This is a genomic window from Pseudomonas sp. WS 5412 (assembly GCF_012985615.1).
GTDB lineage: Bacteria > Pseudomonadota > Gammaproteobacteria > Pseudomonadales > Pseudomonadaceae > Aquipseudomonas > Aquipseudomonas shahriarae.
This window is the reverse complement of sequence record NZ_JAARMB010000003.1, coordinates 180,091-200,670: the sequence shown is the minus strand read 5'-3', so window position 1 is coordinate 200,670 and position 20,580 is coordinate 180,091. Positions and strand designations below refer to the sequence as shown.

The following is a 20,580-nucleotide window of genomic DNA, read 5'->3' as shown; positions in this document are numbered from 1 at the left end:
CCTAGAAGGTCACTTCCATATTCAATGTCGGTGTCGAGGTGCGGCTGCCACGGCCGCCATCGACCCCGAACTTGTTATGCCAGTATTCGTAGCCTACCCCCAGGTACAGGTTGGGCTTGACGCTTTTGCCCGGCCGTACCGCGACCATCAGCGCGGTGCGCATCAGGGTTTCTGCGGCGGTGTCGCGACTGTTGTAGTCATGGCCTTTGTCACCGACATGGTTGATAAAGCCCTGGAACTTCGCGCCATGGTTGCCGAGTTCGAATGGGCGCATCCAGGTCAGGTTGAGCATGTAGGTGTCGTCGAAGGTGTGGTTCGGATCCTTCGCACCGGGGATGCCGGAATGGTTGTTTTCCTTGTAGTACATCAGGCTCAGGTCCAGCACCCCGACCGTATTGAACTTCACGGTCGGCCCGATCACCAGGGCGCGTTTTTTCGCGGATGCCAGGTTGTTGTTGCGGTTGGCATCGAACCCCAGGGTCAGCGCGTAATCCTTGATCAGCCCGGTGCCCAGCGGCCTGTCGAAGACCCGTGACGCATACAACTGATGGCGGTAGACCGCATACACCTCGCTGCCGCCGTGATCGGTGCCCTTGCGCGGGTCACGGCTGTCGGACAGGAAGACGTCGAGGTTGAGGAAGTTGCTGCCGTACTGGTAACCACTGGCATGGGTGAAGCTGTAGATGCGCTTGCTGAATTCGTCGGGGTTGTTCGGATTGGTGAACTGTTGTCCGTAGCGAAATCCTACGCTGTTGTTCATCCATTCCACCGCGACAGCCTCCCCGCCGCCGAGGAGTGTGAGTAATACGGTTGCGCCGTGCAGTGCCTTTTTCATTGTTTTAGTTCCTTTGGCGTTTGGCTCGTGGCAGCCGTGCAGGGGCCGCCGGGCGCAGTATCGACACAACCGCCGTGATGCTCAAAGAACAGAATATCGACTGGGCTGCTGCCGAATCGGCAGCACTGAAGCTGGCCTGAAGGTCAGGAAATACGCGGTGTACAGGGCAATTCTTCGCGTTCACGCAAAGCGATTTCCTCGCTGATCAGGTGGGCCATCGACTCGACCGCCGTGGGCAAATCCCGGCCTTTGCGCGCATACAGCCCCAGGTCGCTGAACATCCCGCCCTGGTCGCTCAAGGGAATGTGCAGCAACTCACCCCTGGCCAAATCGGCCTCGATCCCGATGCGCGTCTGGAACGCCACCCCCAACTGCTGGCGCGCCAACTGCCGCGCCAGTTCCATGGAATTGCTTTGCAGCAAGGGCTTGTGCGCGGCCGACGAGCGCTTGTGCAGCGGGGCGATCAGGTGATGGATCGACAGCTCGCTGTTGGCCTGGATCACCCCGTGCTCGGCGCACAGGGTGTAGCTGACGCTGGCATGGGAAGCCAGTGGATGCCCCGGCGCTACCAATGCCCCGAGGCGGAAATGGCCGACACACAGTTGCGTGGTTTCCGCGCTGCGCGGCAGGGCAAAGGCCAGCCCCAGGTCTGCCTGGCCATTGATCACCGCAGCCGGAATGGATTGTGAGCCCTGCACGGTCACACCGATGGTCACCGCCGGGTAGCGCTGGCGCATGCGTTTGAGCACGGCGGGCAGCAACTCCACTGTCGCGCCTTCCACCGTGGCGATCTCTACATGCCCGGTCTGTACCTGGTTCAGGCCTTCCAGTTCGCCGCGCACCCGCTCCACATCCTGCAACACCAGGGTCACATGGAGGGTCAGGATTTCCCCGGCCGCAGTCAGGCGCAGCCCACCGGGCAGGCGCTCGAACAGGACCGCGCCGACTTCGTCTTCGAGTTTGAGAATCTGCCGGTTCACTGCCGACGAGGCCACGTTTAGCCGGCGCGCGGCTTCGCGGATCGAATGGCAGCGGCGGACCATATCGAAGTAGCAAATGGCCGCAGAGTGGATACGCAGCGTGCGGTTGAGCATTTTTTTCAGGTCCTTGTGGGCACGGCTTCAGGCCTTTGGGCAGGGCGGCTGAATGGATTTTTGTAACGTCGATAGCGGGCATCTTGTGGAAATGATTGTATACAACTCTATGGACATCCAATCTTTCTATTGCATACAGTGAGCGCACAACAAAAACAGAGAACCCCTCACCATGACTATCCCGAAGGCGTCACCGCAACGGCCAGAAGATGAGAATCTTGGCGTCGCTGCCAACATGGCTTACGGCCTGCAGCATGTACTGACCATGTATGGCGGCATCGTGGCCGTGCCGTTGATCGTCGGCCAGGCAGCCGGGTTATCCCCCGCCGATATTGGCCTGTTGATCGCCGCGTCGCTGTTTGCCGGTGGCCTGGCCACGCTGTTGCAAACCCTGGGCCTGCCGTTTTTTGGCTGTCAGTTGCCCTTGGTGCAAGGGGTGTCGTTTGCCGGTGTGGCGACCATGGTGGCGATTGTCGGCAGCGACGGCGCAGGCGGTGTGCCGGCGATCCTGGGCGCGGTGATGGCCGCGTCGCTGATCGGGTTGCTGATCACCCCGATATTCTCGCGAATTACCAAGTTCTTCCCGCCGCTGGTGACCGGAATCGTGATTACCACCATCGGCCTGACGCTGATGCCGGTCGCCGCGCGTTGGGCCATGGGCGGTAACAGCCGCGCCGCTGACTTTGGCAGCATGCCGAACATCGGCCTGGCGGCCATCACCCTGGTGCTGGTGCTGTTGCTGAGCAAGGTGGGCAGCGCCACCATCTCGCGCCTGTCGATCCTGCTGGCGATGGTGTTTGGCACATTGATCGCGGTATTCCTCGGCATGGCGGACTTCTCCACCGTGACCCAGGGCCCGATGATCGGCTTCCCCACGCCGTTCCACTTCGGCATGCCGACCTTCCATGTAGCCGCGATCCTGTCCATGTGCATCGTGGTCATGGTGACCCTGGTGGAAACCTCGGCGGATATTCTGGCGGTGGGCGAGATCATCGACACCAAGGTTGACTCCAAGCGCCTGGGCAACGGCCTGCGTGCCGATATGCTGTCGAGCATGTTTGCGCCGATCTTCGGTTCGTTCACCCAAAGCGCCTTCGCACAGAACGTTGGCCTGGTGGCGGTGACCGGGGTCAAGAGCCGCTATGTGGTGGCCACGGGTGGTCTGTTCCTGGTGATCCTTGGCCTGCTGCCCTTTATGGGCCGGGTGATTGCGGCAGTGCCCACCTCGGTGCTGGGCGGCGCCGGGATCGTATTGTTCGGCACCGTGGCGGCCAGTGGGATCCGCACGCTGTCCAAGGTCGATTACCGTAACAACATGAACCTGATCATTGTTGCCACCTCCATCGGTTTCGGCATGATCCCCATCGCTGCGCCGAGCTTCTACGATCAGTTCCCCAGCTGGTTTGCGACCATCTTCCACTCGGGGATCAGCTCCTCGGCGATCATGGCGATCCTGTTGAACCTGGCGTTCAACCACTTCACAGCCGGCAACTCGGACCAGCAATCGGTGTTCGTCGCCGGCACCGAGCGCAGCCTGTGCTTCCAGGATGTGGCGGCACTGCGGGATGGGGACTACTTCAGCAAGGGCAAATTGTTTGATGCCGAGGGCAAGGAGATCCCGGTGGTGGATGCATCACCGCAGAAAGCGACGGTGGCGGGGCGGGCTGAAACCAGCGAGGTGTAACGCCACAAAAAACTGAATGTGGCGAGCTTGTGTGGGAGCGGGCTTGCCCGCGATAGCGGTGGGTCAGTTGATCACTATTTGACTGACACTCCGCCATCGCGGGCAAGCCCGCTCCCACATTGGATTTGTGGTGTTTAGAAGACCGTTGGCGAGCACACCTCATCCAAAAATTTAACCACTGTGCCCATGCACGGCTGGCGCTCCTCCACATGGGGCATATGGCTGGAGTCTTCAAACAGCGCTCCGCGCACATCGCCGATTTCATCGAGGAACGCTTTGAATTCCAAGGAAGCGGCCTGGTCGTGGCGCCCGGAAATCACCAGGGTCGGCACCTTGATCTGCGACAACCGGCCAATGTCGAGGGGGCCATGCAAGGCGTTGTACACCGTAGGGTCGGCCGCCATCTGCGCGAAGGTGCGTGCCACTTCTTCGGGCCACGGGTTGATCCGGCACAGGGGCTGGTCATCGAAGCCGGCCGCCAGGTTGGCAGCGATAAAGGCGCACAGGCCCCGGGGTTGGCGAATCGCGTGTTCACTGCCGAGTCTGCCGCCCCAGGCGTGCCCGAGAATCGCGTAATGGTTGTGGATGTGCAGATGGTCGAGCAGGTTGTCCAGCTCTTCGAGAAACAGCTCAAGCGTCCAGAAATCTGCGGGCTGGTGGGGCAGGTGGGTGGAGTGGCCATTGCCCAGTTGGTCATAGTGAATCACCGCATGCCCACTGGCTGCCACGTCCTTGAAGGCTTCCAGATAGTCATGGGTACCGCCGGGGCCTCCGTGGAGGATGACCAGTGGGGCCTTGCCGCTGTCGAGGTTGCCGGTCACGCGATACCACGTCTGGTAACCGCGAAAGGCTGCATAGCCTTGGCGGGTCTGTTCGATGAATTCCATTTCCGGCCCTGCCATCAAAAATTGGTCGGGTACACGATAGTTTGAACAAAACGTTTAAGTAACTGGCAAAACGGCTAGGTTTTCGTGGCGAGTCGGCAAGGCCCTGGCGGGTGTTCATCGACAGGCCCGCTAACAGTGCTGTCAGTCGGACAGCAGTTTGCTCAGGGCGCCTATATCCATCGCTTCATTGATCGTCACAGGGGCCGAAAAGGTAAAGCGCTCCTTATAGAGCGATTCATATTCCATATCGGCAAACACTTCATTCTCTTGCAGGAAAAGACTGAGTTGAAACAGGCAATAGCCCCCAAATAGTGTGCTCTTGGTCGGCGATAGGATGGCTATCTCATTGCCGGGCCTGACAGCCGCACCCTCGGTGGGCCAGCCTTTGGAGAAGCACTCGGGTTTTAGCCGGGCTTTTTTCAACACGGCTGGCCAACGGCTGTCACCCAGACCGTCGAATTGTTCGCCACCCACCCGGATTTTGAATGAGGTGATGATGCCGGGCCCGATACCTTCGTTGGAAAGATACAGGCCTGCTTTTTCTGCGGTCAGGTGGGGGGTGACCATCAGATACGGCCTGACAGACAGCCGGTTGTGCTCACGCATCAAGTCCAACTGCCAGAAGGAAATCGACGCGGCGGCAATGGAAATCACCACGGCCGCCAGCGAGAGGACTGTGCCGGAGGAGAACCGGGGCTTTTTCGGTGTCAGGGCAGTGGTGGGGCGACGGGGTTTGAAAAGGGGATGGTCATGCTTCTTTTTCACGGGGCGACGTCCTGTCGGGAGGGTTGCAAGATAAATCTCGGGCAAAAAAACCTGCATGTCTGCAGGCTGCTGCTGGCGTGGGGCTCACGACCTGAACTCGAATATACAGACAGGGCATTGATGCCCCCCCGGAGGATGAGGTCACAAGCGTTTTTATACCGGCCGGGCCACGGCCGGATCCTTCCCTGGATCTGGCGACAAACGGCTGTTTAGAAGCTGTAGCGGGCGGTCAGTTTCACATTACGGGGGTCGCCGTAGATGTCGTACGGGGTATAGCCGCCATTGGCTACGCTGCTGTAGTAGGTGCGGTCAAACAGGTTGTTGAGGTTGAGTTGCAGGTCCAGTTGCTCGCTGGCCTTGTACCCTGCCACTAGGCCGACCACCGTGTACGAGCCCTGCTGGTTTTTCCAGGCAGTGGCGCCGGTACCGCCCGAGGTGCGGATGCGGCTCTGCTGGTAGACATCACCGCCAACGCGCCAGCGCTGCAGCTCACCGGGCAGGCTGTAGATTGTCGACAGCTTGAACAGTTGGCGCGGTTTAGCGCGGTCGAAGTCCTCGCCCTCGCGGGCGGCGTTGGCGTCGTTGACGTATTTCGTCTGGGTGTAGGTGTAACCGGCGGACAATTGCAAATCGTCGGTCAGGGCGCCCTGGATTTCCAGGTCAATGCCCTTGCTGCGCACCAGGCCGGCAGCCTCAGAGCATTCACTGGCGGGGCCCGAACCGCAGCCTTTGAAATCGGGCAGGTCCTGGGCGCGATTCTTCTGATCGACCTGGAAAACCGCCATGCTGGCGTTCAGCGCGCCATCAAAATATTCGCCCTTGATGCCCACTTCGTAGTTCTCGCCCACTATCGGTGCGATCACTTTTCGGTCGAGGCCTTTGTTGCTCTGGGGCTTGAAGATATCGGTGTAGCTGACATAGACCGAGTGATTGGCGTCCAGATCGTAGAGCAGCCCGGCGTAGCGGGTCAGATTACGCGTAACCTTGTAATTGCCTTCACTGTTGGCGCTGTCTTCGAACGCGTACCAGTCCAGGCGGCTGCCGAGAATCAGCGACAGTGGCTCGGTCAAACGCAGGCGGGTGCTGGCATAGAAACTGTCTTGAGTGGTGGTCTCTGGCAGGCCGTTGTCGCCCCTGACGTAATCGGGTTTGGCGTGACCCCGAGGGTCCCACTCGAAGGGATTGCTGCCCTTGTCGATGAACGCGCTCCAGGCCTTACCGGAACGATAATCCAGCTCGCGCCGACTGAGGCCGACCGTCAGGTCATGCTCTTGGCCGAGCATCTGGAAGGGGCCGCTGAGTGCCAGGTCGTAGCCGGTCTCCTTCTGCTCCATGGCTTCTGTCCATAGATAGTGGCGATTGTAATCCCACACCGAAGAGGCCAGCACGTCGGTGTCGGTTTTGGACTGCATGGCTGCCAGGCGCAGCTTCCAATCGTTGGCCAAGCCTTGCTCCAGGGTCGCGAAATAGCCAGTGGTGCGATTGTCCGAGTATTCCCAGTCATGCCCCAGGAAGGTGTCGCGTGGCAGCCCCAGATGACCGCCGCCACGTGCCATGGGCAATCCGCCCCAAATGTAGTTGGTGTGGTTCTTCTGCCGGTAGGCCCCGAGTGTCAGGGTGGAGTCATCGCTCAGGTCGGCGTCGACCACGCCATAGAACAGATCGGCATCACTCTCCACCGAGTCTCGGAAGCTTTTGGCGTCTTGCCGCGAGACCACGGTACGGGCGCGCAGTGTGCCGTTTTCATTGAGTGGGCCGCCGACATCCAGGGTGCCGGAGTAATCATCCCAACTGCCGGCACTGCCGGTGAGCGTGGCCTGGAATTTATGGGTCGGGCGCTTGCGCACCAGGTTGATGGCGCCAGCAGGGTTGCCCGCGCCCTGGGCCAGTCCGCTGGCGCCACGAACGATCTCGACCCGGTCATACATGGCCAGGTTGGCTTCCCCGCTGGGCAGGTAGGTCAGGAAGCTGGTGGGAAAACCGTCGTACATGATGTTGTCGATGTCGAAGCCGCGCGCACTGAACGTCGGCCGGCCAGCCCCGCCGGAGTTATTGAGAAAAATCCCCGGCGCACTTTTGGCGACATCGCTGATGCTGGTCATGGCCTTGTCGTCCATGCGCTTGCGCGTGACCACGCTGACCGACTGCGGTGTTTCGCGCAAGGTCAAGGGCAGCTTGGTGGCAGTCTGCATGGCCCCGGTGGTGTAGGAACCGGTGTTCTCGGTCATTTCGCCCAGTTCCTGACCGACGATTGCCGTTGCCCCCAATTGCAGGGGGCCGCTCGATTCAGAGGCTTTCTCCAGCATCAAGCTATTCCCACCGGTAGCCCGCCAGGTCAAGCCGCTGCCTTGCAGCAGTTCAGCCAATGCGGCCTCTGGTTCTTTGGAACCGACGACCCCAGGGCTGTGCTTGCCCAATACCAACGTGCCATCGAATATCACCTGTAAACCGCTTTGAGCGGCCAGGCGGTTCAGTGCGCCTGCCAGGGGTTGCGGTGCGATATCGAATGAGTGGGGGTCGGCAACCGCCAGGCTGGATATCAGCATGCACAGCATTGTCAGTGGGGTTACGGACAAAGATTTGACTCGCAAACCTTTAGGTAACGGATGGTGCATCGGAGCTCTCCCTAATACGAATCATTATCGCTATAGGGAGGGAAGACGGGCGACACGCCCATAACCGTAAAAATAGTTAAGTTTTGGGTGAAACCACCAGCAGGTAGTTCGTGTAGCGCTCGATTTTGAGTGGGAAGACCTTCTCCAACGTGGCCAAGCCCTCGTCCAAATGATCGAGTTGAAAGGTGCCGCTGACCTTGAGCGCGCCCAGACGCGGGTCTCGTATTATGAAAATTCCCGGCCGATAGCGTTCGACCTGCTCCAACACCTGCGCCAGTGGTGTCAGCTCAAATACCAAGCGACCCTGCTCCCATGCCAGACTCTTGTCGACATCCACGCGCTGCTTGGCGCCCAGGCCGTCGGCACGTCCGGCAACGGTCTCGCCTACGCCCAGCGTCAGCGTGTCAGGTCCGTCGGTGACGGCCACACGGCCGCGGCGCACCGTGACATCAACGTGTTCGCCCTCACGGCGCACTGCGTAGATCGTACCCAGGGCCGTTGCGTTGAAGGCACCAGCCTGCACACTGAAGGGGCGCTGCGGGTCCGGCGTTACATTGAACAGGGCCTCGCCCTTGCGCAGGGTAATGCGCCGCCCATCGCCCGTGAGATTCACATCGACAGCGCTGTTGGCATTCAGGGTGATGTGCGAACCATCAGCAAGGACGACCTGTCGACGCTCACCGGTGCCGGTGTAATAGTCCGCATCCAATGCCATGCGTTGCATCCACGCCACGCCAAGACCGAGCACCAACGACGCCGCGATGCCCATCGCCCATATTCGCCGCGAAGACGGCCGTACTGCAGCAGGAGGCTCGGCCAGATACGCACTTAAACACCACACCCGCCGCGCCTCGACAAAAGCCCGCTGATGCTCCGGTGCCTGTTCGCACCACGCCCGTGCCTCTGCCCGATCAGAGGGCAGCGCCGAACCTGAGGTGAGGCGAATCACCCATGCATGGGCAGTGCGCTGAACCTCGGTAACGGACGGGGTGGTGTCGGGTTGATCGTGCATACCGGCTATCGTTGTAGGCATTGGCTGAGAAAGCCGAGCGCAATGGCTAATTGTTTTTCAACCGTACTGGTCGAGACTTGCAGTTGCAAAGCCACTTCTTTGTGGGGCAGGTTTTGTAGCCGACACAACGTAAATATTTGCTGGCACTGGGCAGGTAAACGGTGCAGGGCGTGGGCCATTGCCGCGAGATCTTGTTGTGCAACCACGACATCGAACAGCGCCGGGCTTTCACCTGTCACTTCGTAAAGATAGCCCATGCCTTCGTCGAGGTGCTCTCGGGTTTGCCTGCTGCGTGCATGATCAATGGCCAAGTTTCGAGCAATCTTAAAGATAAAACCGCGAAGATTGAGCACCGGCTTGCGCGGCGGCTGACGGAGCAGGCGGAGGTAGGTTTCCTGAGTCAGATCGGCCGCAGCCTCAGGATTTCGCAACTGGCGATGAAGAAACGAACGCAACTCGCTGGCATGGGCCCGGAAGGCCAGCTCAAGCTCGTCGGTGGTCATGCTCGACATTGGCAGGGGTCACGCAGCGGAAAGTCATGCACTTTAATGATAACGTTTCGTATTAACAATGTTTTTTTGGGGCTGCCATTTGAGTGGCCGGCTACTGAGAGTGGTGGCTTGGGGATGCAGGTGAGGCAGATGATCGGGCTGCGTTGGCGATCAGCTCGTAAGCGCCGCCAGATGCCTCATGCGTTAAGGCATAAAACGACGACAGCGAAGGCTGGTGATCAAGATCAATGACGAGGGGGCGAAGATCGGATTCAGCGCAGAAAGCGCCTAGATTGGTTGCGACTGTGGTTGAGAGTGCTGTTGCGATATTCGTGGCGCTGGTCTCTGAAGTGCAATTTAGAGACGGCCTGTTGATTACGCTATACCTACATCACCGATTTCAGTGACCCGGTTGAGAGATGGCTCCACGACCTGGACTCGAACCAGGGACCCAATGATTAACAGTCATTTGCTCTACCAACTGAGCTATCGCGGAATGCGGCGTATCTTACTGATTGAAAAGGATAAGTCAAACGTTTTGTATGATTTTCAGCCTGTGCGTGGCAGGGTGTGGAAACGTTTTACTCTTCGCCGAAATGCTATGGATATTGGGCGTTTAAGGAAAAACCATGAATATCAGTTGGTTGGATTTAGCCTTCGGCGCGGTGGTGGTTATCGGTCAGGGGCTGTCGTTTTGGTTCATGTACTGGCTGTTCAAGAAGCTGCGCAAACCCAAGTCGGCAGCTCCTGCCTATGCCCCCGGTACTGGCATTGATGGCAAGGCGATTCCGGTATTGGCCAGTTTTGTCGGGTTGCGCAGGGTGCCTTGGGTGGCGTTGGCCACCAACAGCCTCAACCCGGTATTTCGTCTTGATGGCCAGCAGATGATTTACCGGGTTTTACGTCAGAAGCAACGGCCGTTGTGCGATGTGTCGCGGGTGGATGTGCGCAGTGCTTATGGCACCTTTAATCTGGTGTTTGAGTTCAGCGACTCGCCGTTCACATTGATCGTGAACCTGGGGAGTGCGTCGCGCATGGCTTATGTGCTGTCGTTGCTGCCACCCAGCATGCCGCTATCTGAACGGGCGCAAGCAGCGCGGCTTCCAGGGAATGCTGCCAAATAGAGCTGCCCATACGCCTGCACCAATTGCTCCAACGTAAATGCCAGATTCCGCCCGCTGGGATTGGGCAGTACCCACACGGCAGCATCCCCCAGTGTCTGCGGTTGCAGCCCCCACGCCACCTCGCGCAGCCCCGACAGCGCGCAATAACCCGCCTTGCCCAGGAACGCCACATAGCGCGGTGCATAACGGCGGATCTTGAGTTCAAACCCGTCGGCCGCCGCCTTGAATTCATCCCGCGACAATTGATCGGCCCGCGCCGTTGGCCGTTCCACGACGGTCGTCAGCCCGCAGTGGTACTGCAGCAGCGTCCGGTCATCCTCAGGTAGCACTTGATGCGCAGTGAACCCGGCCAGGTGCAAGGTGCGCCAGAAGCGGTTGCCACGCCCGGCAAAGTGATGGCCCTGAGCGGCCGCCAGCAGGCCCGGATTGATCCCGCAAAAAATCACCGCCAAGCGCTCGGCCAGGATGTCCTCCAGTCCTTCACTCATGTGCGGCACCCTGTGCCAGGTTGTCCAGTAACCACTGGCTGAAGCTGCGCGCCAGTGGGTCGCTTTCGCTGTCGCGGTGGGTCAGCAAGGCCCAGTTGGGGCCGCGAATGGTGGCGTCGACCAAGGGGTGCAGCAGGCCATTTTCGCGTGCGTGCTGGCTCAGTAACTGGCTGACCAGTGCGATCCCCAGGCCACCGCAGGCCGCGTCCAGCAGCAGGCCGGGGTCGGAAAAATTCAGCCCCTGGTCCTGCTGGCCGACATCAATCCCGGCTTCCACCGCCCAATGGCTCCAATCCATTTCCCGCTCGCCATGCAGGGTGGTGCGTTGCTCGCGGGGCAGGGCCAGTACGCTGGGGTGGGCGGCGGGATACAGGCGGTCGGTATGCAGCACTTTGAAGCTGCACTCGGCCTGGGCGCTGATGTCATCGCGCACGGCGAGGTCGATGGTCTGGGTGGCCATGTCGGGTACTTCGTCGGTGCTGAACAGCCACAAATCCACGTCCGGGTGGTGCCGGCGGAAGTCGGCCAGGCGCGGCAGCAGCCAGTGGCGAGCAAAGGCTGGGGTGGTGTTGAGCACCAGTTGATTGGCCTTGCGGTACTGCCCCAGCCGGCGCACACCCACGGACAACTGCTGCAACAGGGCCTGGGTGGTGCTGAGGAAATCATGGCCGGCATCGGTCAGGGCGACGCTGCGCCCGTTGCGAAAGAACAGCGGCTGTTCCAGGTACGCTTCCAGGCTACGGATCTGCTGGCTGATGGCCGATTGGGTCAGGTGCAGTTCGTTGGCAGCCTTGTGAAAACTGCCCAGCCGCGCCGCCGCTTCAAAGCCGCGCAGTGCCCCCAGGGGCGGCCAGTGTTTAAGCATGCTGATAAGTTTTTCTAATCATTTATCTGCAAAATCCATCGTTTGTTTGGCGGTTTGGCCAAACGTAGCATGGATCCCCATAGCGTGTACGCCGTTTTTGGTGAACACAAAGGCTTAACTCAGAAGGGGGTTGTCATGCTGCAGAACGAGATGCCACACAGCGGCTGGAGGATGCCGGCGGAATGGGCCAGGCATGCTGCGACCTGGATGGTCTGGCCCCATAACCAGGCGCTCTGGGAGTCGGGATGGCGCGTAACGCTGGCCCAGGTGCAGGCGGATTTTGCCCGGGTCGCCAATGCCATCGCGCGGTTTGAGCCGGTGAAGCTGGTGGTTGACCCTTCTGCACTCGACACGGCCAAAGCCCTGTGCGGCCCCAACATTGAACTGATCGCGCTGGCGGTCAACGACAGTTGGTGCCGCGACTCCGGCCCCAGCTTTATTGGCCACCCGCAATTGGGCTTGGCCGGTGTGAGCTGGCGTTTTAACGCGTGGGGCGGCAAGTCAGCCTATGACCTGGATGAAAGCCTCGCTCGGCGCACCCTCAACCACTTGGGCCTGCCGTGCTTTGGCACGCCGTTGAGCAATGAAGGCGGGGCGATTCATGTGGACGGTGAGGGCACGTTGATCACCACCGAGTCGGTGTTGCTCAACCCCAATCGCAACCCGGGCATGAGCAAGGCCGAAATGGAGGCGATCTTTGCGCGCTGGCTTGGGGTGACAAAAACCATCTGGTTGCCAGGCGACCCGCAGCATGTCACCGGGGATGTGACCGATGGCCATGTCGATGGCGTGTGCGCCTTTGCCCGCCCCGGCGTGCTGCTGGTAGATGCCACGCACGACCAGGGTTCGGTGTACGCCGAGGTCGCACGGGAAAACCGCCGCGCCCTGGAATTGGCCACCGATGCCAAGGGCCGCCGGTTCGAGTTGATCGAACTCTTTGAGGCCAGCGAGGCGGTGGATGCCGACGCCGAGGTGTTTTGCGCCTCCTACACCAACTTCTATATTGCCAACGGCGCGATCATCATGCCCGCCTATGGCATCGCGGCGGACCAGGTGGCTGCCGATGTGCTGGCCCAGGTATTTCCGGATCGTGTGGTGGTGCCGGTGCGCATCAACCACCTGGCCCATGGCGGCGGCGGTGTGCATTGCATCACCCAGCAGCAGCCAGCCTGGCCGGTAAAGGAGTGATGCCATGCGCCAGCTGACCATTGCCACCACCCAGATGCCCTGCACCTGGAACCTGCAACACAACCTTGATCAGGCCGAACAACGGGTGCGTGAAGCGGCGGCCCAGGGCGCGCAGGTCATCCTGCTGCAAGAGCTGTTCGCCACGCCGTATTTTTGCATCGAACAACAACACAAGCACCTGGCCTTGGCTGAAGAGTACCGCCACAGCGCGGTGCTCAAGCGCTTCGCCGCGCTGGCCAGGGAGTTGGGAGTAGTGCTGCCGCTGAGCTGGTTCGAAAAGGCCGGCAACGCCTACTTCAATTCACTGAGTGTGGCCGATGCCGACGGGCAACTGCTGGGGGTATATCGCAAGACCCATATCCCCAACGCTATTGGCTATCAAGAGAAGGAATACTTCAGCCCCGGCGACACCGGCTTCAAGGTCTGGGACACCGCGTTCGGCCGCCTCGGCGTGGGCATCTGCTGGGACCAGTGGTTCCCCCGAGACCGCGCGTTGCCTGGCGTTGCTGGGCGCCGAGGTGTTGCTGTTTCCCACTGCCATCGGCTCCGAACCGGGTTGTGCCAGCCTGGACTCCCGTGATCACTGGCAGATGACCATGCGCGGGCATGCCGCTGCCAATCTGCTGCCGGTGGTGGCGGCCAATCGTGTGGGTCGGGAAGTGGCGAGCAGCGACTCAACCTTGCAGATGGAGTTCTACGGCTCGTCATTTATCTGCAACCACAAAGGCGCGTTGCTGGCCGAGGCCGACCGCGCCAGCAGCGGTGTGCTGCTCCAGTGCCTGGACCTGGCGGCCATGGCCGAAGAACGCCTGACCTGGGGCATCTACCGCGACCGCCGCCCTGACATGTATGGCGGTTTACTGACCCAGGACGGTCGCCACCTGCATCCACGCTGGCAGACCCAAGGGGTATGACATGAAGCTGATCCACTGCACCCTGGCCCTGAGCATCGTCATCCCGACGGTACAGGCCGATGAAAAGATCCTGCGCCTGTACAACTGGGCCGACTATTTTGCCGAGGACACCCTGGCGCGCTTTACTGCCGAAACCGGGATCCAGGTGATCTATGACGTGATGGATGGCAGCGAAACGCTGGAGGCCAAGCTGATGGCCGGTGGCAGTGGTTATGACCTGATCTTCCCGGGCGATACGGTGGGCGAGCGCTTGATGCGCGCCGGCAGCCTGCAGCCACTGGATCCGGCAAAACTTGAGGCGCTGGAGGATATCGAGCCGGGCCTGCAACAACTGCGCAGCCATTACCGCGCGTCCAATCAGGCCACAGTGCCCTATACCTGGGGCACGATTGGCCTGACCTATAACGCAGAGCAAATCCTACAGCGCATGCCGAATGCGCCGGTCAATAGCCTGGACCTGTTATTCAAGCCGGAACTGGCTCGCCAATTTGCCGATTGCGGCATCTCGCTGATCGACTCGCCCGACGAAGTACTGGCCGTGGCGCTGATCTACCTGGGGCGCGAACCGCGCAGTGCCAAGCCCGAGGACCTGGCTGCGGCCAGCGCCCTGTTGCTCAAACTGCGGCCGTATATCCGCAAGTTTCAGTCGCAACCGGTGACTGACCTGGTCAATGGCAACCTGTGCCTGTCCCTGGGCTACAGCGGCGACATGACCCAGGCGCAGCGGGCGGCGGATGCGGCGGGTAAAAAGGCGCGCTTCCAATACCACATCCCCCGCGAGGGCACGACGGTGTGGATGGACACCATGGCCATCCCCGTGGATGCACGGCATCCGGAATACGCCTACGCGTTTATCAACTTTGTCATGCGCCCAGAGAACATGGCGGCCATCAGCAATTTCACCGGCTACCCCACGGCCAATGCCAAGGCCCGCGCCAGCGTCGATCCGGCCATGGGCAACAACCCGGACATTTACCCGGACGACGCCACCTTCAAACGACTGGTGGCCGGGCAGGATATTCCCCAGGCCGATATGCGCGCACGCATGCGGGTTTGGACTAAGTTCAAGACGGCCATCGGTCAATGACGGTCAACCCAGAGGTGCACATGAGCACACGTCGCCAATTCATCCAACAGGCCGCGGTGGTGGCCGGCCTGGGCGCCGCCGCGTCCATGGGGCTGCCCGTCTACGCGGCGGTCCAAGGCCGCTGGTTCATGCCCGATGAGGGCGAGAAACACCAGCGCGCCTTTATCGCCTTTGGCGCCCAGGAGGCGATTCACCAGGACTTCACCCCCGCTGTGCAGGACGCCCTGGGCCGTATCGCTCGTACGATTGCCGAGTACGAACCGGTCACGGTGTTCTGCCGCGAAGATGAGCGTGAGCTGGCCGAAGAAAAATGCGGCACCCGTAACATCACCTTCGTACACGCCGAGCTGGATGACATCTGGATGCGTGACACCAGCGCCAACTTTGTCGTGGATGACAATGGCCAGTTGGGCGCAGTGGACTTCAACTTCAACGGCTGGGGTAACAAGCAGCAGCACGCCGACGATGCCGAACTGGCGGCTCACGTTGCCGAGCTGGCAGGCGCAACTTACATCCGCAGCGAACTGGTGGGCGAGGGCGGTGCCATCGAAGTGGATGGCCATGGCACCGGGATCATGACCGAAAGCAGCTGGATCAATGCCAACCGCAACCCCGGCTGGAGCAAGGCCGACGTCGAGGCTGAGCTGAAGAGCCGACTGGGCTTGCGCAAGATCATCTGGTTGCCGGGTATCAAGGGCAAGGACATTACCGACGCCCATGTCGACTTTTACGCACGCTTTGTCTCGCCGGGCGTGGTCATCGCCAACCTGGACACTGACCCTGAATCCTACGACCACCAGGTGACGTTGGCCCACTTGGACATGCTCAAGCAGGCTAGCGATGCCGATGGCCGGCCGCTGCAAATACACACCGTGTCGCCACCGCTGAACCCGCGTCGCAACCGGTTCAGTCGGGATAACCCGGACTATGCCGCCGGCTACATCAACTACTTCGTGATCAACGGCGCAGTGATTGCGCCGCAGTTTGGCGACAAAGTCGCCGACCGCAAGGCCTTTGACTTGCTGTCCAGGCTCTATCCGGGGCGCAAGGTGGTGCAACTGGATATCGACGCGATTGCAGCCGGCGGTGGTGGCATTCACTGCGTGACCAGTCACCAGCCGGCATGACCTTGGGAGTTACAGCGTCTGCACGATGATCTGGCTCTTCAGGTCGTTGACCATGCTTTCGATCACCGGCTTCATCGCCTTGAAGTCCTCGGGGCTGCACACGGTATTGGCATGGGCGAACTTGAAGTGGCGGGTAATCAGCACCGTGTTGCCTTCCTTGGCGTAGGTGGCCTGGTAGTCAAAACCGGCCTGTTGCAGGGACTGTGGCTTGGGCACGGCGAGGACGGTGACTTCCTTGGGGAACTCGAAACGGGCCTGCTCCTGGGTTTCTCCCGAGAGGCAACCGAACTCTTGGGTGCGGTCTTTTTCCGAGGCGAAGGCAAACACGTTCTGTGCAATGCCGCCGACCAGGCTGCTGAGCGCCGGCACGCCGGTCGGGCCTGGCAGGTTGACCAGGTTGTCGGTGCGCCCTTCAAGGGTGTTCTTGAACGGGTTGACTTCATCCTGCAAGGAGTCGCTTTTGAACGTGCCCTGGCCCGTTTGCCCGTACCAGCCGAGGACGTTGCGGATCATCGAGTCGCGGTCAGCCGGTTTCATTGCATTGAGCAGGTAGCGATTGAACTCTGAGCCCCAGCCTTCCACGGTGGTGGCATGCACAAAGTCCGCCGCGCCGTTGCTGTCGACCTTGAACAGCAGGTCGTTGGTGACCTTGCCGGTTTGCGCGGCCGGGGTCTTGGCCATTTCGCCGGACTGCGTCAACAGTACTGGCTTGCCCAGCACCGGGATCGGCAGGTAGCCCGCGGCAATGGCTGTGGCGGTGGAGTCCAGGTACAGATCCAGGGCCGGCACATAAGTGATCGCGTGGTTGAGCACACCCAGGGTGGGCACTTTGGCCAGGGTGTAGCTGTTACCCAGGTTGACCAGCACCGGCGAGCTCTCGATCGCTACCGCGCGCAGCATGGCTTCCAGCAGGGCCACATGGTCCTTGCAGTCGCCATAGCGGTTGTCCAGCACGGCCTGGGCCGGGTGCGGTACTACGCCGCCTGCGCCGACATACACCGCTACATAACGAATGTTCTTACGCACCCAGTCGCTCAGGGCCAGGGCTTTGCTGCGCGGGGTGCTCAGGTTGGCCGTAAGTTGCTTGGCCAAGGCGGCAATGGCCGGCGTCACTTCGACCTGGGCCCTGGTCTCATAGGCCTGGGCAAAGTCCTTGTAGCTGGCGAACGTCGAGACCGCGAGGAATTGGCCGTAATCGACGTAGGACACGGCGCCGGTTTCCATGCGCGCCTTTTCCTGTGGTACGTAGTCCCAACGGTACACCTTGCGCCCGGCAGCCGCGGCCGGGGTGCTGGCCTTGAAGCCCCGGGCATCGACGAACAGCGGCTTGTCGGCTGGCAAGTCGTAGCTCAGGCTCAACTGCTCGGCATCGTAGAAGTCCGGCACGTAGAAGTCTTCGAACTGCTGCGGGAACAGGGCAGTGGTGCGCTGGCGCTGGTAGCGCAGGACCAGCCGGTCACCGACCGCTACCTCTGGAAATATCACCACTTTGACCCGCGAGTCCTGGAACATCGGCGCCTCGGAAGAGGCGGTCTCCTGTTGTTCCTTGATCTGCTCGGCGCCCACCTTCACCTTGCGGCCGTCGGGCTTTTGGGTGAAGGCTTCAAGCACCTCGAGGTTTTCCAGGGAGCGGTTGTAGCTCAGCGAACGCTGTGCGTTGTCTTTGATCGCTCGCTCTTCATTGATCCGCGTGACCAACTCAACCATCTGGACAAAGCTGCCATCGGCATTGATCACGTACGACTGGTGGTTTTTTTCGAAGGTGGCCGAATGGTCGGTTTCATCGGTGGCGGCTTGGGCACTTAGCGTACAGGCAAGCAAAAAAAGTGCGCCCAGCAGGCGCATCGAGTGCAGGTAAAAGCTTTGCATAGAGATCCTTCTGATTAATGCGACGCTCACTCTGCGGGGAAGAGCGCACTGTGATAAACGAAATGTTTAATGCGACTCATTATTATCTATGCGCTCGAAAAATGCAGGCTTTTTAATGGCCCCTGCGAACATCCCCCAACGAATCCCGCTGCATCGACTGCAGGTTTTTCTCGATGGATTCGCAGATGGCCTCTGTCTGGATCTGGTGCTCGCTGGAGCGAAACGGGCTTTGCAGGTCGGTGCCGATGCGTTCGATGGCCAGCAGCATAAAACCCACCACCGTCGATGCCAGTGGGGTGAACCAGCCCAGGGACTCCACCAGCCCCACTGGCACGATCAGGCAGAACAGCGAAATAAACAGCCGGGGGAAATACACATAGGGGTAGGGCAGTGGTGTGTTGGCGATGCGCTCCATGCCGCCCTGGCTGTTGGACAGATCGACCATGGTTGATTCCAGCCGCGCCAGGCGAATGCTGTCCAGGCGCCCGGCCTTGTATTCGCGGGCCAGCAGGGCCGCGGAGCCGGTGAGGATATCGTTGGCAAAGTTGTTGGTAGCGCCGTTGCGCGCGAACTCATCCCCAGGAATAAATGCCCGCACTTCCTCCGGGCACGGCTCGCCCCGCAGGTGCGACGCCAGGCAATTCACATAGGCCACGTGGCGGCGCAGCAAGGTCGACTTGATCGGATTGACCTCGTTGTCGGGGTCATCCAGCAACGTCAGCACCTGCCGCGCAAAGCTGCGTGAGTTATTGACCATCGCGCCCCACAGCGTGCGCGCTTCCCACCAGCGGTTATAGGCGCTGGTGTTACGAAAGCTGATCAGCACCACCAGCGCCGAACCGAGCAGCGTCAGGGGCATCAGCGGCAGGTTGATCTTGGCGTTGAGGAACAGCATGAAGTCCACGGTGACCGCAATATCCCACAGCAGCAGCCAGAACAGTGCCCAGCCGACATAGCCCATGGTCTTGATAATCAGGCGGTACTTTTTGACGATGGCAGCTTTCAAACACAAACCTCCGAGCGGGCGAAAAGCATCGATGCCCTAGCTCGGACGGTGTTTGCGCAAGAAAGGTTCGCGCCTTATGCGTCGTGCAGGGAAATGCGCGAGGTCTCCGGCAAGGCCAGGCCGCCGGCCAGCGCGAGCAAGGCCACGGCAATCAGGTAAAACGCCGGTGACAGGTTGCTACCGGTGGTGCTGATCAACCAGGTCGCCACCAGCGGCGCGGTGCCGCCGAAGATCGTGTAGGCCATGTTGTAGGTGATCGCCGAGGCGGTGTAGCGCGTGCGGGTCGGGAAGGTCTCCGAGAGCAGGGCGGCCGTGACCACGCCGCACAATACCGCGCCCACCGCCAGCAGCATCACGCCGATGATGGACGCGGCGAACGAGCCGGAACTGGCCATCAGGAACGAGGGGTATACCACCCCCATCAACAGCCCGCAGGCGGTCATTACTGTGACGCGCCGCCCGACCCGGTCGGAATACCAGCCGGCCAGCGGGCATATTGCCGCAGCGAAGATCAGCGCAATCAGCGACACCAGCAACGCCGTCGCCCGGCTCAAACCACCGGCCACCTGCAGGTACGTGGCAAAGTAGGTGGTGAACATATAAAACGACAGCGCCGTCAGCGACACAAAAGCGCCCAGGCAGCAGATTGCCGCGCCATGGTTGCGCAGGGTTTCCTTGAGCGGCGAGTGGGCCACCGCGTGCTCCTGCTCGACCGCCTGGAACGCCGGGGTTTCATCCAGCCGCCAGCGCAGGTACAGGCCCACCAGGCCCAGCGGTGCAGCGATCAGGAATGGCAGGCGCCAGCCCCAGCTGCCCATGGCTTCGGCCGACAGCGAAGCCTCCAGCGCATAGGCCACCACCGCCGCCGAGGCAAAGGCGGCAAAGGTCGATACCGGGATAAAGCTGCCATACCACGCCCGTTTATCGCTGGGCGCGTGCTCCATCAGGTAGGCGCAGGCGCCGGCGTATTCACCGCCGGCGGAGAAGCCCTGGGCGCAACGGATCAGCGACAACAGGATCGGCGCCGTGACGCCAATCGCGGCATACGTGGGCAGCAGGCCGATCAGGGTCGTGGCCCCGGCCATCAGCAAAATCGTCATCGCCAGAGTGCGCTTGCGGCCGATGCGATCGCCCAGCATGCCAAAGAAAATTCCGCCCAGAGGCCGAAAGGCAAAGGCCACGGCAAACACCGCGAAGGTCTTGAGCAACGCCGCACTGGCATCGCCACTGGGGAAAAACTGCTGGGCGATGGTGGTGGCGAGAAAGCCATACACGGCGAAGTCGAACCACTCGACAAAGTTGCCGATACCGGCGGCGACGATGACTTTTCTCAGGGTTTGCGGCGGGACCTGTTCGGTGGATGCACGCGTCATGGCGGGGCCTCGGCATTTCGTCAGTAATCGTTCGATTATCAGGAAAGTGCCCGGGGCGGCTTACTTCAAAAGTGTCATCGGCGTAGTCAGCACCGACCTGCCAAGGCAATGAAGATCCAATGTGGGGGGCTTGCCAGCGATAGCGGCGGGTCAGCC

General features: G+C 60.8%; 17 protein-coding genes, 1 tRNA gene and 1 pseudogene. 6 read left to right on the top strand and 13 right to left on the bottom strand.

Going from position 1 to position 20,580, the window contains the following annotated elements; genetic code table 11:
- Nucleotide 1 precedes the first annotated feature (1 nt).
- Nucleotides 2-835, bottom strand: a complete 834-nt coding sequence (locus HBR94_RS05980; protein WP_120733672.1) for a nucleoside-binding protein — start codon at nucleotides 833-835, stop codon at nucleotides 2-4.
- Nucleotides 836-978: 143 nt separating this feature from the next.
- Entirely contained in the window at nucleotides 979-1,929 is a 951-nt protein-coding gene (locus tag HBR94_RS05975) for a LysR family transcriptional regulator (RefSeq protein WP_170044375.1), read from the bottom strand.
- A 172-nt stretch (nucleotides 1,930-2,101) separates the two neighbouring features.
- Here HBR94_RS05975 and HBR94_RS05970 point away from each other — a divergent pair, with 172 nt between their 5' ends.
- Nucleotides 2,102-3,613 (top strand): nucleobase:cation symporter-2 family protein, encoded by a 1,512-nt coding sequence (locus tag HBR94_RS05970; RefSeq protein ID WP_057438561.1) that lies wholly within the window; start codon nucleotides 2,102-2,104, stop codon nucleotides 3,611-3,613.
- A 134-nt stretch (nucleotides 3,614-3,747) separates the two neighbouring features.
- Here the strand turns inward: HBR94_RS05970 and HBR94_RS05965 are convergent, their stop codons facing one another.
- The 6 genes from HBR94_RS05965 to HBR94_RS05940 all read right to left on the bottom strand — a co-directional run bounded on the left by HBR94_RS05965 (nucleotide 3,748) and on the right by HBR94_RS05940 (nucleotide 9,879).
- Nucleotides 3,748-4,500, bottom strand: coding sequence for an alpha/beta fold hydrolase (locus HBR94_RS05965; protein WP_057438562.1), 753 nt, complete (start codon nucleotides 4,498-4,500; stop codon nucleotides 3,748-3,750).
- Between the two features lie 141 nt (nucleotides 4,501-4,641).
- A complete protein-coding gene (locus tag HBR94_RS05960; protein WP_120733667.1) occupies nucleotides 4,642-5,265 on the bottom strand; it encodes a hypothetical protein in 624 nt (207 codons plus the stop codon).
- A gap of 209 nt (nucleotides 5,266-5,474) precedes the next feature.
- Nucleotides 5,475-7,811, bottom strand: a complete 2,337-nt coding sequence (locus HBR94_RS05955; RefSeq protein ID WP_262383365.1) for a TonB-dependent receptor — start codon at nucleotides 7,809-7,811, stop codon at nucleotides 5,475-5,477.
- A gap of 145 nt (nucleotides 7,812-7,956) precedes the next feature.
- Nucleotides 7,957-8,892: a FecR family protein gene (locus tag HBR94_RS05950; protein ID WP_170044373.1), complete on the bottom strand. Its 936-nt coding sequence runs from the start codon at nucleotides 8,890-8,892 to the stop codon at nucleotides 7,957-7,959.
- 5 nt (nucleotides 8,893-8,897) lie between these two features.
- A complete protein-coding gene (locus tag HBR94_RS05945) occupies nucleotides 8,898-9,395 on the bottom strand; it encodes an RNA polymerase sigma factor (RefSeq protein WP_225923810.1) in 498 nt (165 codons plus the stop codon).
- Between the two features lie 408 nt (nucleotides 9,396-9,803).
- Nucleotides 9,804-9,879, bottom strand: a tRNA-Asn gene (locus tag HBR94_RS05940).
- 133 nt (nucleotides 9,880-10,012) lie between these two features.
- Between HBR94_RS05940 and HBR94_RS05935 the strand changes: the two genes are divergently transcribed.
- A complete protein-coding gene (locus HBR94_RS05935; protein WP_057438569.1) occupies nucleotides 10,013-10,507 on the top strand; it encodes a hypothetical protein in 495 nt (164 codons plus the stop codon).
- Here HBR94_RS05935 and mug read toward each other — a convergent pair.
- Both mug and HBR94_RS05925 read right to left on the bottom strand, forming a co-directional pair.
- On the bottom strand, nucleotides 10,423-10,995 hold the full coding sequence (gene mug / locus HBR94_RS05930) for a G/U mismatch-specific DNA glycosylase (protein WP_170044372.1): 573 nt from the start codon (nucleotides 10,993-10,995) through the stop codon (nucleotides 10,423-10,425). The genes HBR94_RS05935 and mug overlap by 85 nt on opposite strands.
- Nucleotides 10,988-11,860 (bottom strand): LysR substrate-binding domain-containing protein, encoded by an 873-nt coding sequence (locus HBR94_RS05925; RefSeq protein ID WP_057438570.1) that lies wholly within the window; start codon nucleotides 11,858-11,860, stop codon nucleotides 10,988-10,990. The genes mug and HBR94_RS05925 overlap by 8 nt, the downstream gene beginning before the upstream one ends.
- 135 nt (nucleotides 11,861-11,995) lie before the next feature.
- Between HBR94_RS05925 and HBR94_RS05920 the strand changes: the two genes are divergently transcribed.
- The 4 genes and pseudogenes from HBR94_RS05920 (at nucleotide 11,996) to HBR94_RS05905 (ending at nucleotide 16,176) form a co-directional block, all read left to right on the top strand.
- Nucleotides 11,996-13,048 (top strand): agmatine deiminase family protein, encoded by a 1,053-nt coding sequence (locus HBR94_RS05920; RefSeq protein ID WP_115128655.1) that lies wholly within the window; start codon nucleotides 11,996-11,998, stop codon nucleotides 13,046-13,048.
- Between the two features lie 4 nt (nucleotides 13,049-13,052).
- A pseudogene (aguB, locus tag HBR94_RS05915) lies at nucleotides 13,053-13,962 on the top strand (N-carbamoylputrescine amidase).
- A 1-nt stretch (nucleotide 13,963) separates the two neighbouring features.
- Entirely contained in the window at nucleotides 13,964-15,049 is a 1,086-nt protein-coding gene (locus HBR94_RS05910) for an extracellular solute-binding protein (protein WP_170044371.1), read from the top strand.
- Between the two features lie 20 nt (nucleotides 15,050-15,069).
- Nucleotides 15,070-16,176: an agmatine deiminase family protein gene (locus HBR94_RS05905; protein ID WP_057438574.1), complete on the top strand. Its 1,107-nt coding sequence runs from the start codon at nucleotides 15,070-15,072 to the stop codon at nucleotides 16,174-16,176.
- A 9-nt stretch (nucleotides 16,177-16,185) separates the two neighbouring features.
- On the opposite strand, the gene HBR94_RS05900 is transcribed toward HBR94_RS05905, so the two are convergent.
- The 3 genes from HBR94_RS05900 to HBR94_RS05890 form a co-directional block, all read right to left on the bottom strand.
- Nucleotides 16,186-18,045: a DUF3857 and transglutaminase domain-containing protein gene (locus HBR94_RS05900; protein WP_170044370.1), complete on the bottom strand. Its 1,860-nt coding sequence runs from the start codon at nucleotides 18,043-18,045 to the stop codon at nucleotides 16,186-16,188.
- A gap of 112 nt (nucleotides 18,046-18,157) precedes the next feature.
- Complete coding sequence (locus HBR94_RS05895) at nucleotides 18,158-19,051, bottom strand: bestrophin family ion channel (RefSeq protein WP_115128652.1); 894 nt, start codon at nucleotides 19,049-19,051, stop codon at nucleotides 18,158-18,160.
- Between the two features lie 74 nt (nucleotides 19,052-19,125).
- On the bottom strand, nucleotides 19,126-20,424 hold the full coding sequence (locus tag HBR94_RS05890; protein WP_057438575.1) for an MFS transporter: 1,299 nt from the start codon (nucleotides 20,422-20,424) through the stop codon (nucleotides 19,126-19,128).
- Nucleotides 20,425-20,580 lie beyond the last annotated feature (156 nt).

Excerpts from the sequence above, each read along its gene's own strand:
- HBR94_RS05900 (WP_170044370.1), bottom strand. The coding sequence starts at position 18,045 with ATGCAAAGCTTTTACCTGCACTCGATGCGCCTGCTGGGCGCACTTTTT.
- HBR94_RS05935 (WP_057438569.1), top strand. The coding sequence starts at position 10,013 with ATGAATATCAGTTGGTTGGATTTAGCCTTCGGCGCGGTGGTGGTTATC.
- HBR94_RS05965 (WP_057438562.1), bottom strand. The coding sequence starts at position 4,500 with ATGGAATTCATCGAACAGACCCGCCAAGGCTATGCAGCCTTTCGCGGT.
- mug (WP_170044372.1), bottom strand. The coding sequence starts at position 10,995 with ATGAGTGAAGGACTGGAGGACATCCTGGCCGAGCGCTTGGCGGTGATT.
- HBR94_RS05955 (WP_262383365.1), bottom strand. The coding sequence starts at position 7,811 with ATGCTGATATCCAGCCTGGCGGTTGCCGACCCCCACTCATTCGATATC.
- HBR94_RS05975 (WP_170044375.1), bottom strand. The coding sequence starts at position 1,929 with ATGCTCAACCGCACGCTGCGTATCCACTCTGCGGCCATTTGCTACTTC.
- HBR94_RS05920 (WP_115128655.1), top strand. The coding sequence starts at position 11,996 with ATGCTGCAGAACGAGATGCCACACAGCGGCTGGAGGATGCCGGCGGAA.
- HBR94_RS05980 (WP_120733672.1), bottom strand. The coding sequence starts at position 835 with ATGAAAAAGGCACTGCACGGCGCAACCGTATTACTCACACTCCTCGGC.
- HBR94_RS05905 (WP_057438574.1), top strand. The coding sequence starts at position 15,070 with ATGAGCACACGTCGCCAATTCATCCAACAGGCCGCGGTGGTGGCCGGC.
- HBR94_RS05950 (WP_170044373.1), bottom strand. The coding sequence starts at position 8,892 with ATGCACGATCAACCCGACACCACCCCGTCCGTTACCGAGGTTCAGCGC.
- HBR94_RS05970 (WP_057438561.1), top strand. The coding sequence starts at position 2,102 with ATGACTATCCCGAAGGCGTCACCGCAACGGCCAGAAGATGAGAATCTT.
- HBR94_RS05910 (WP_170044371.1), top strand. The coding sequence starts at position 13,964 with ATGAAGCTGATCCACTGCACCCTGGCCCTGAGCATCGTCATCCCGACG.
- HBR94_RS05945 (WP_225923810.1), bottom strand. The coding sequence starts at position 9,395 with ATGACCACCGACGAGCTTGAGCTGGCCTTCCGGGCCCATGCCAGCGAG.
- HBR94_RS05925 (WP_057438570.1), bottom strand. The coding sequence starts at position 11,860 with ATGCTTAAACACTGGCCGCCCCTGGGGGCACTGCGCGGCTTTGAAGCG.
- HBR94_RS05890 (WP_057438575.1), bottom strand. The coding sequence starts at position 20,424 with ATGACGCGTGCATCCACCGAACAGGTCCCGCCGCAAACCCTGAGAAAA.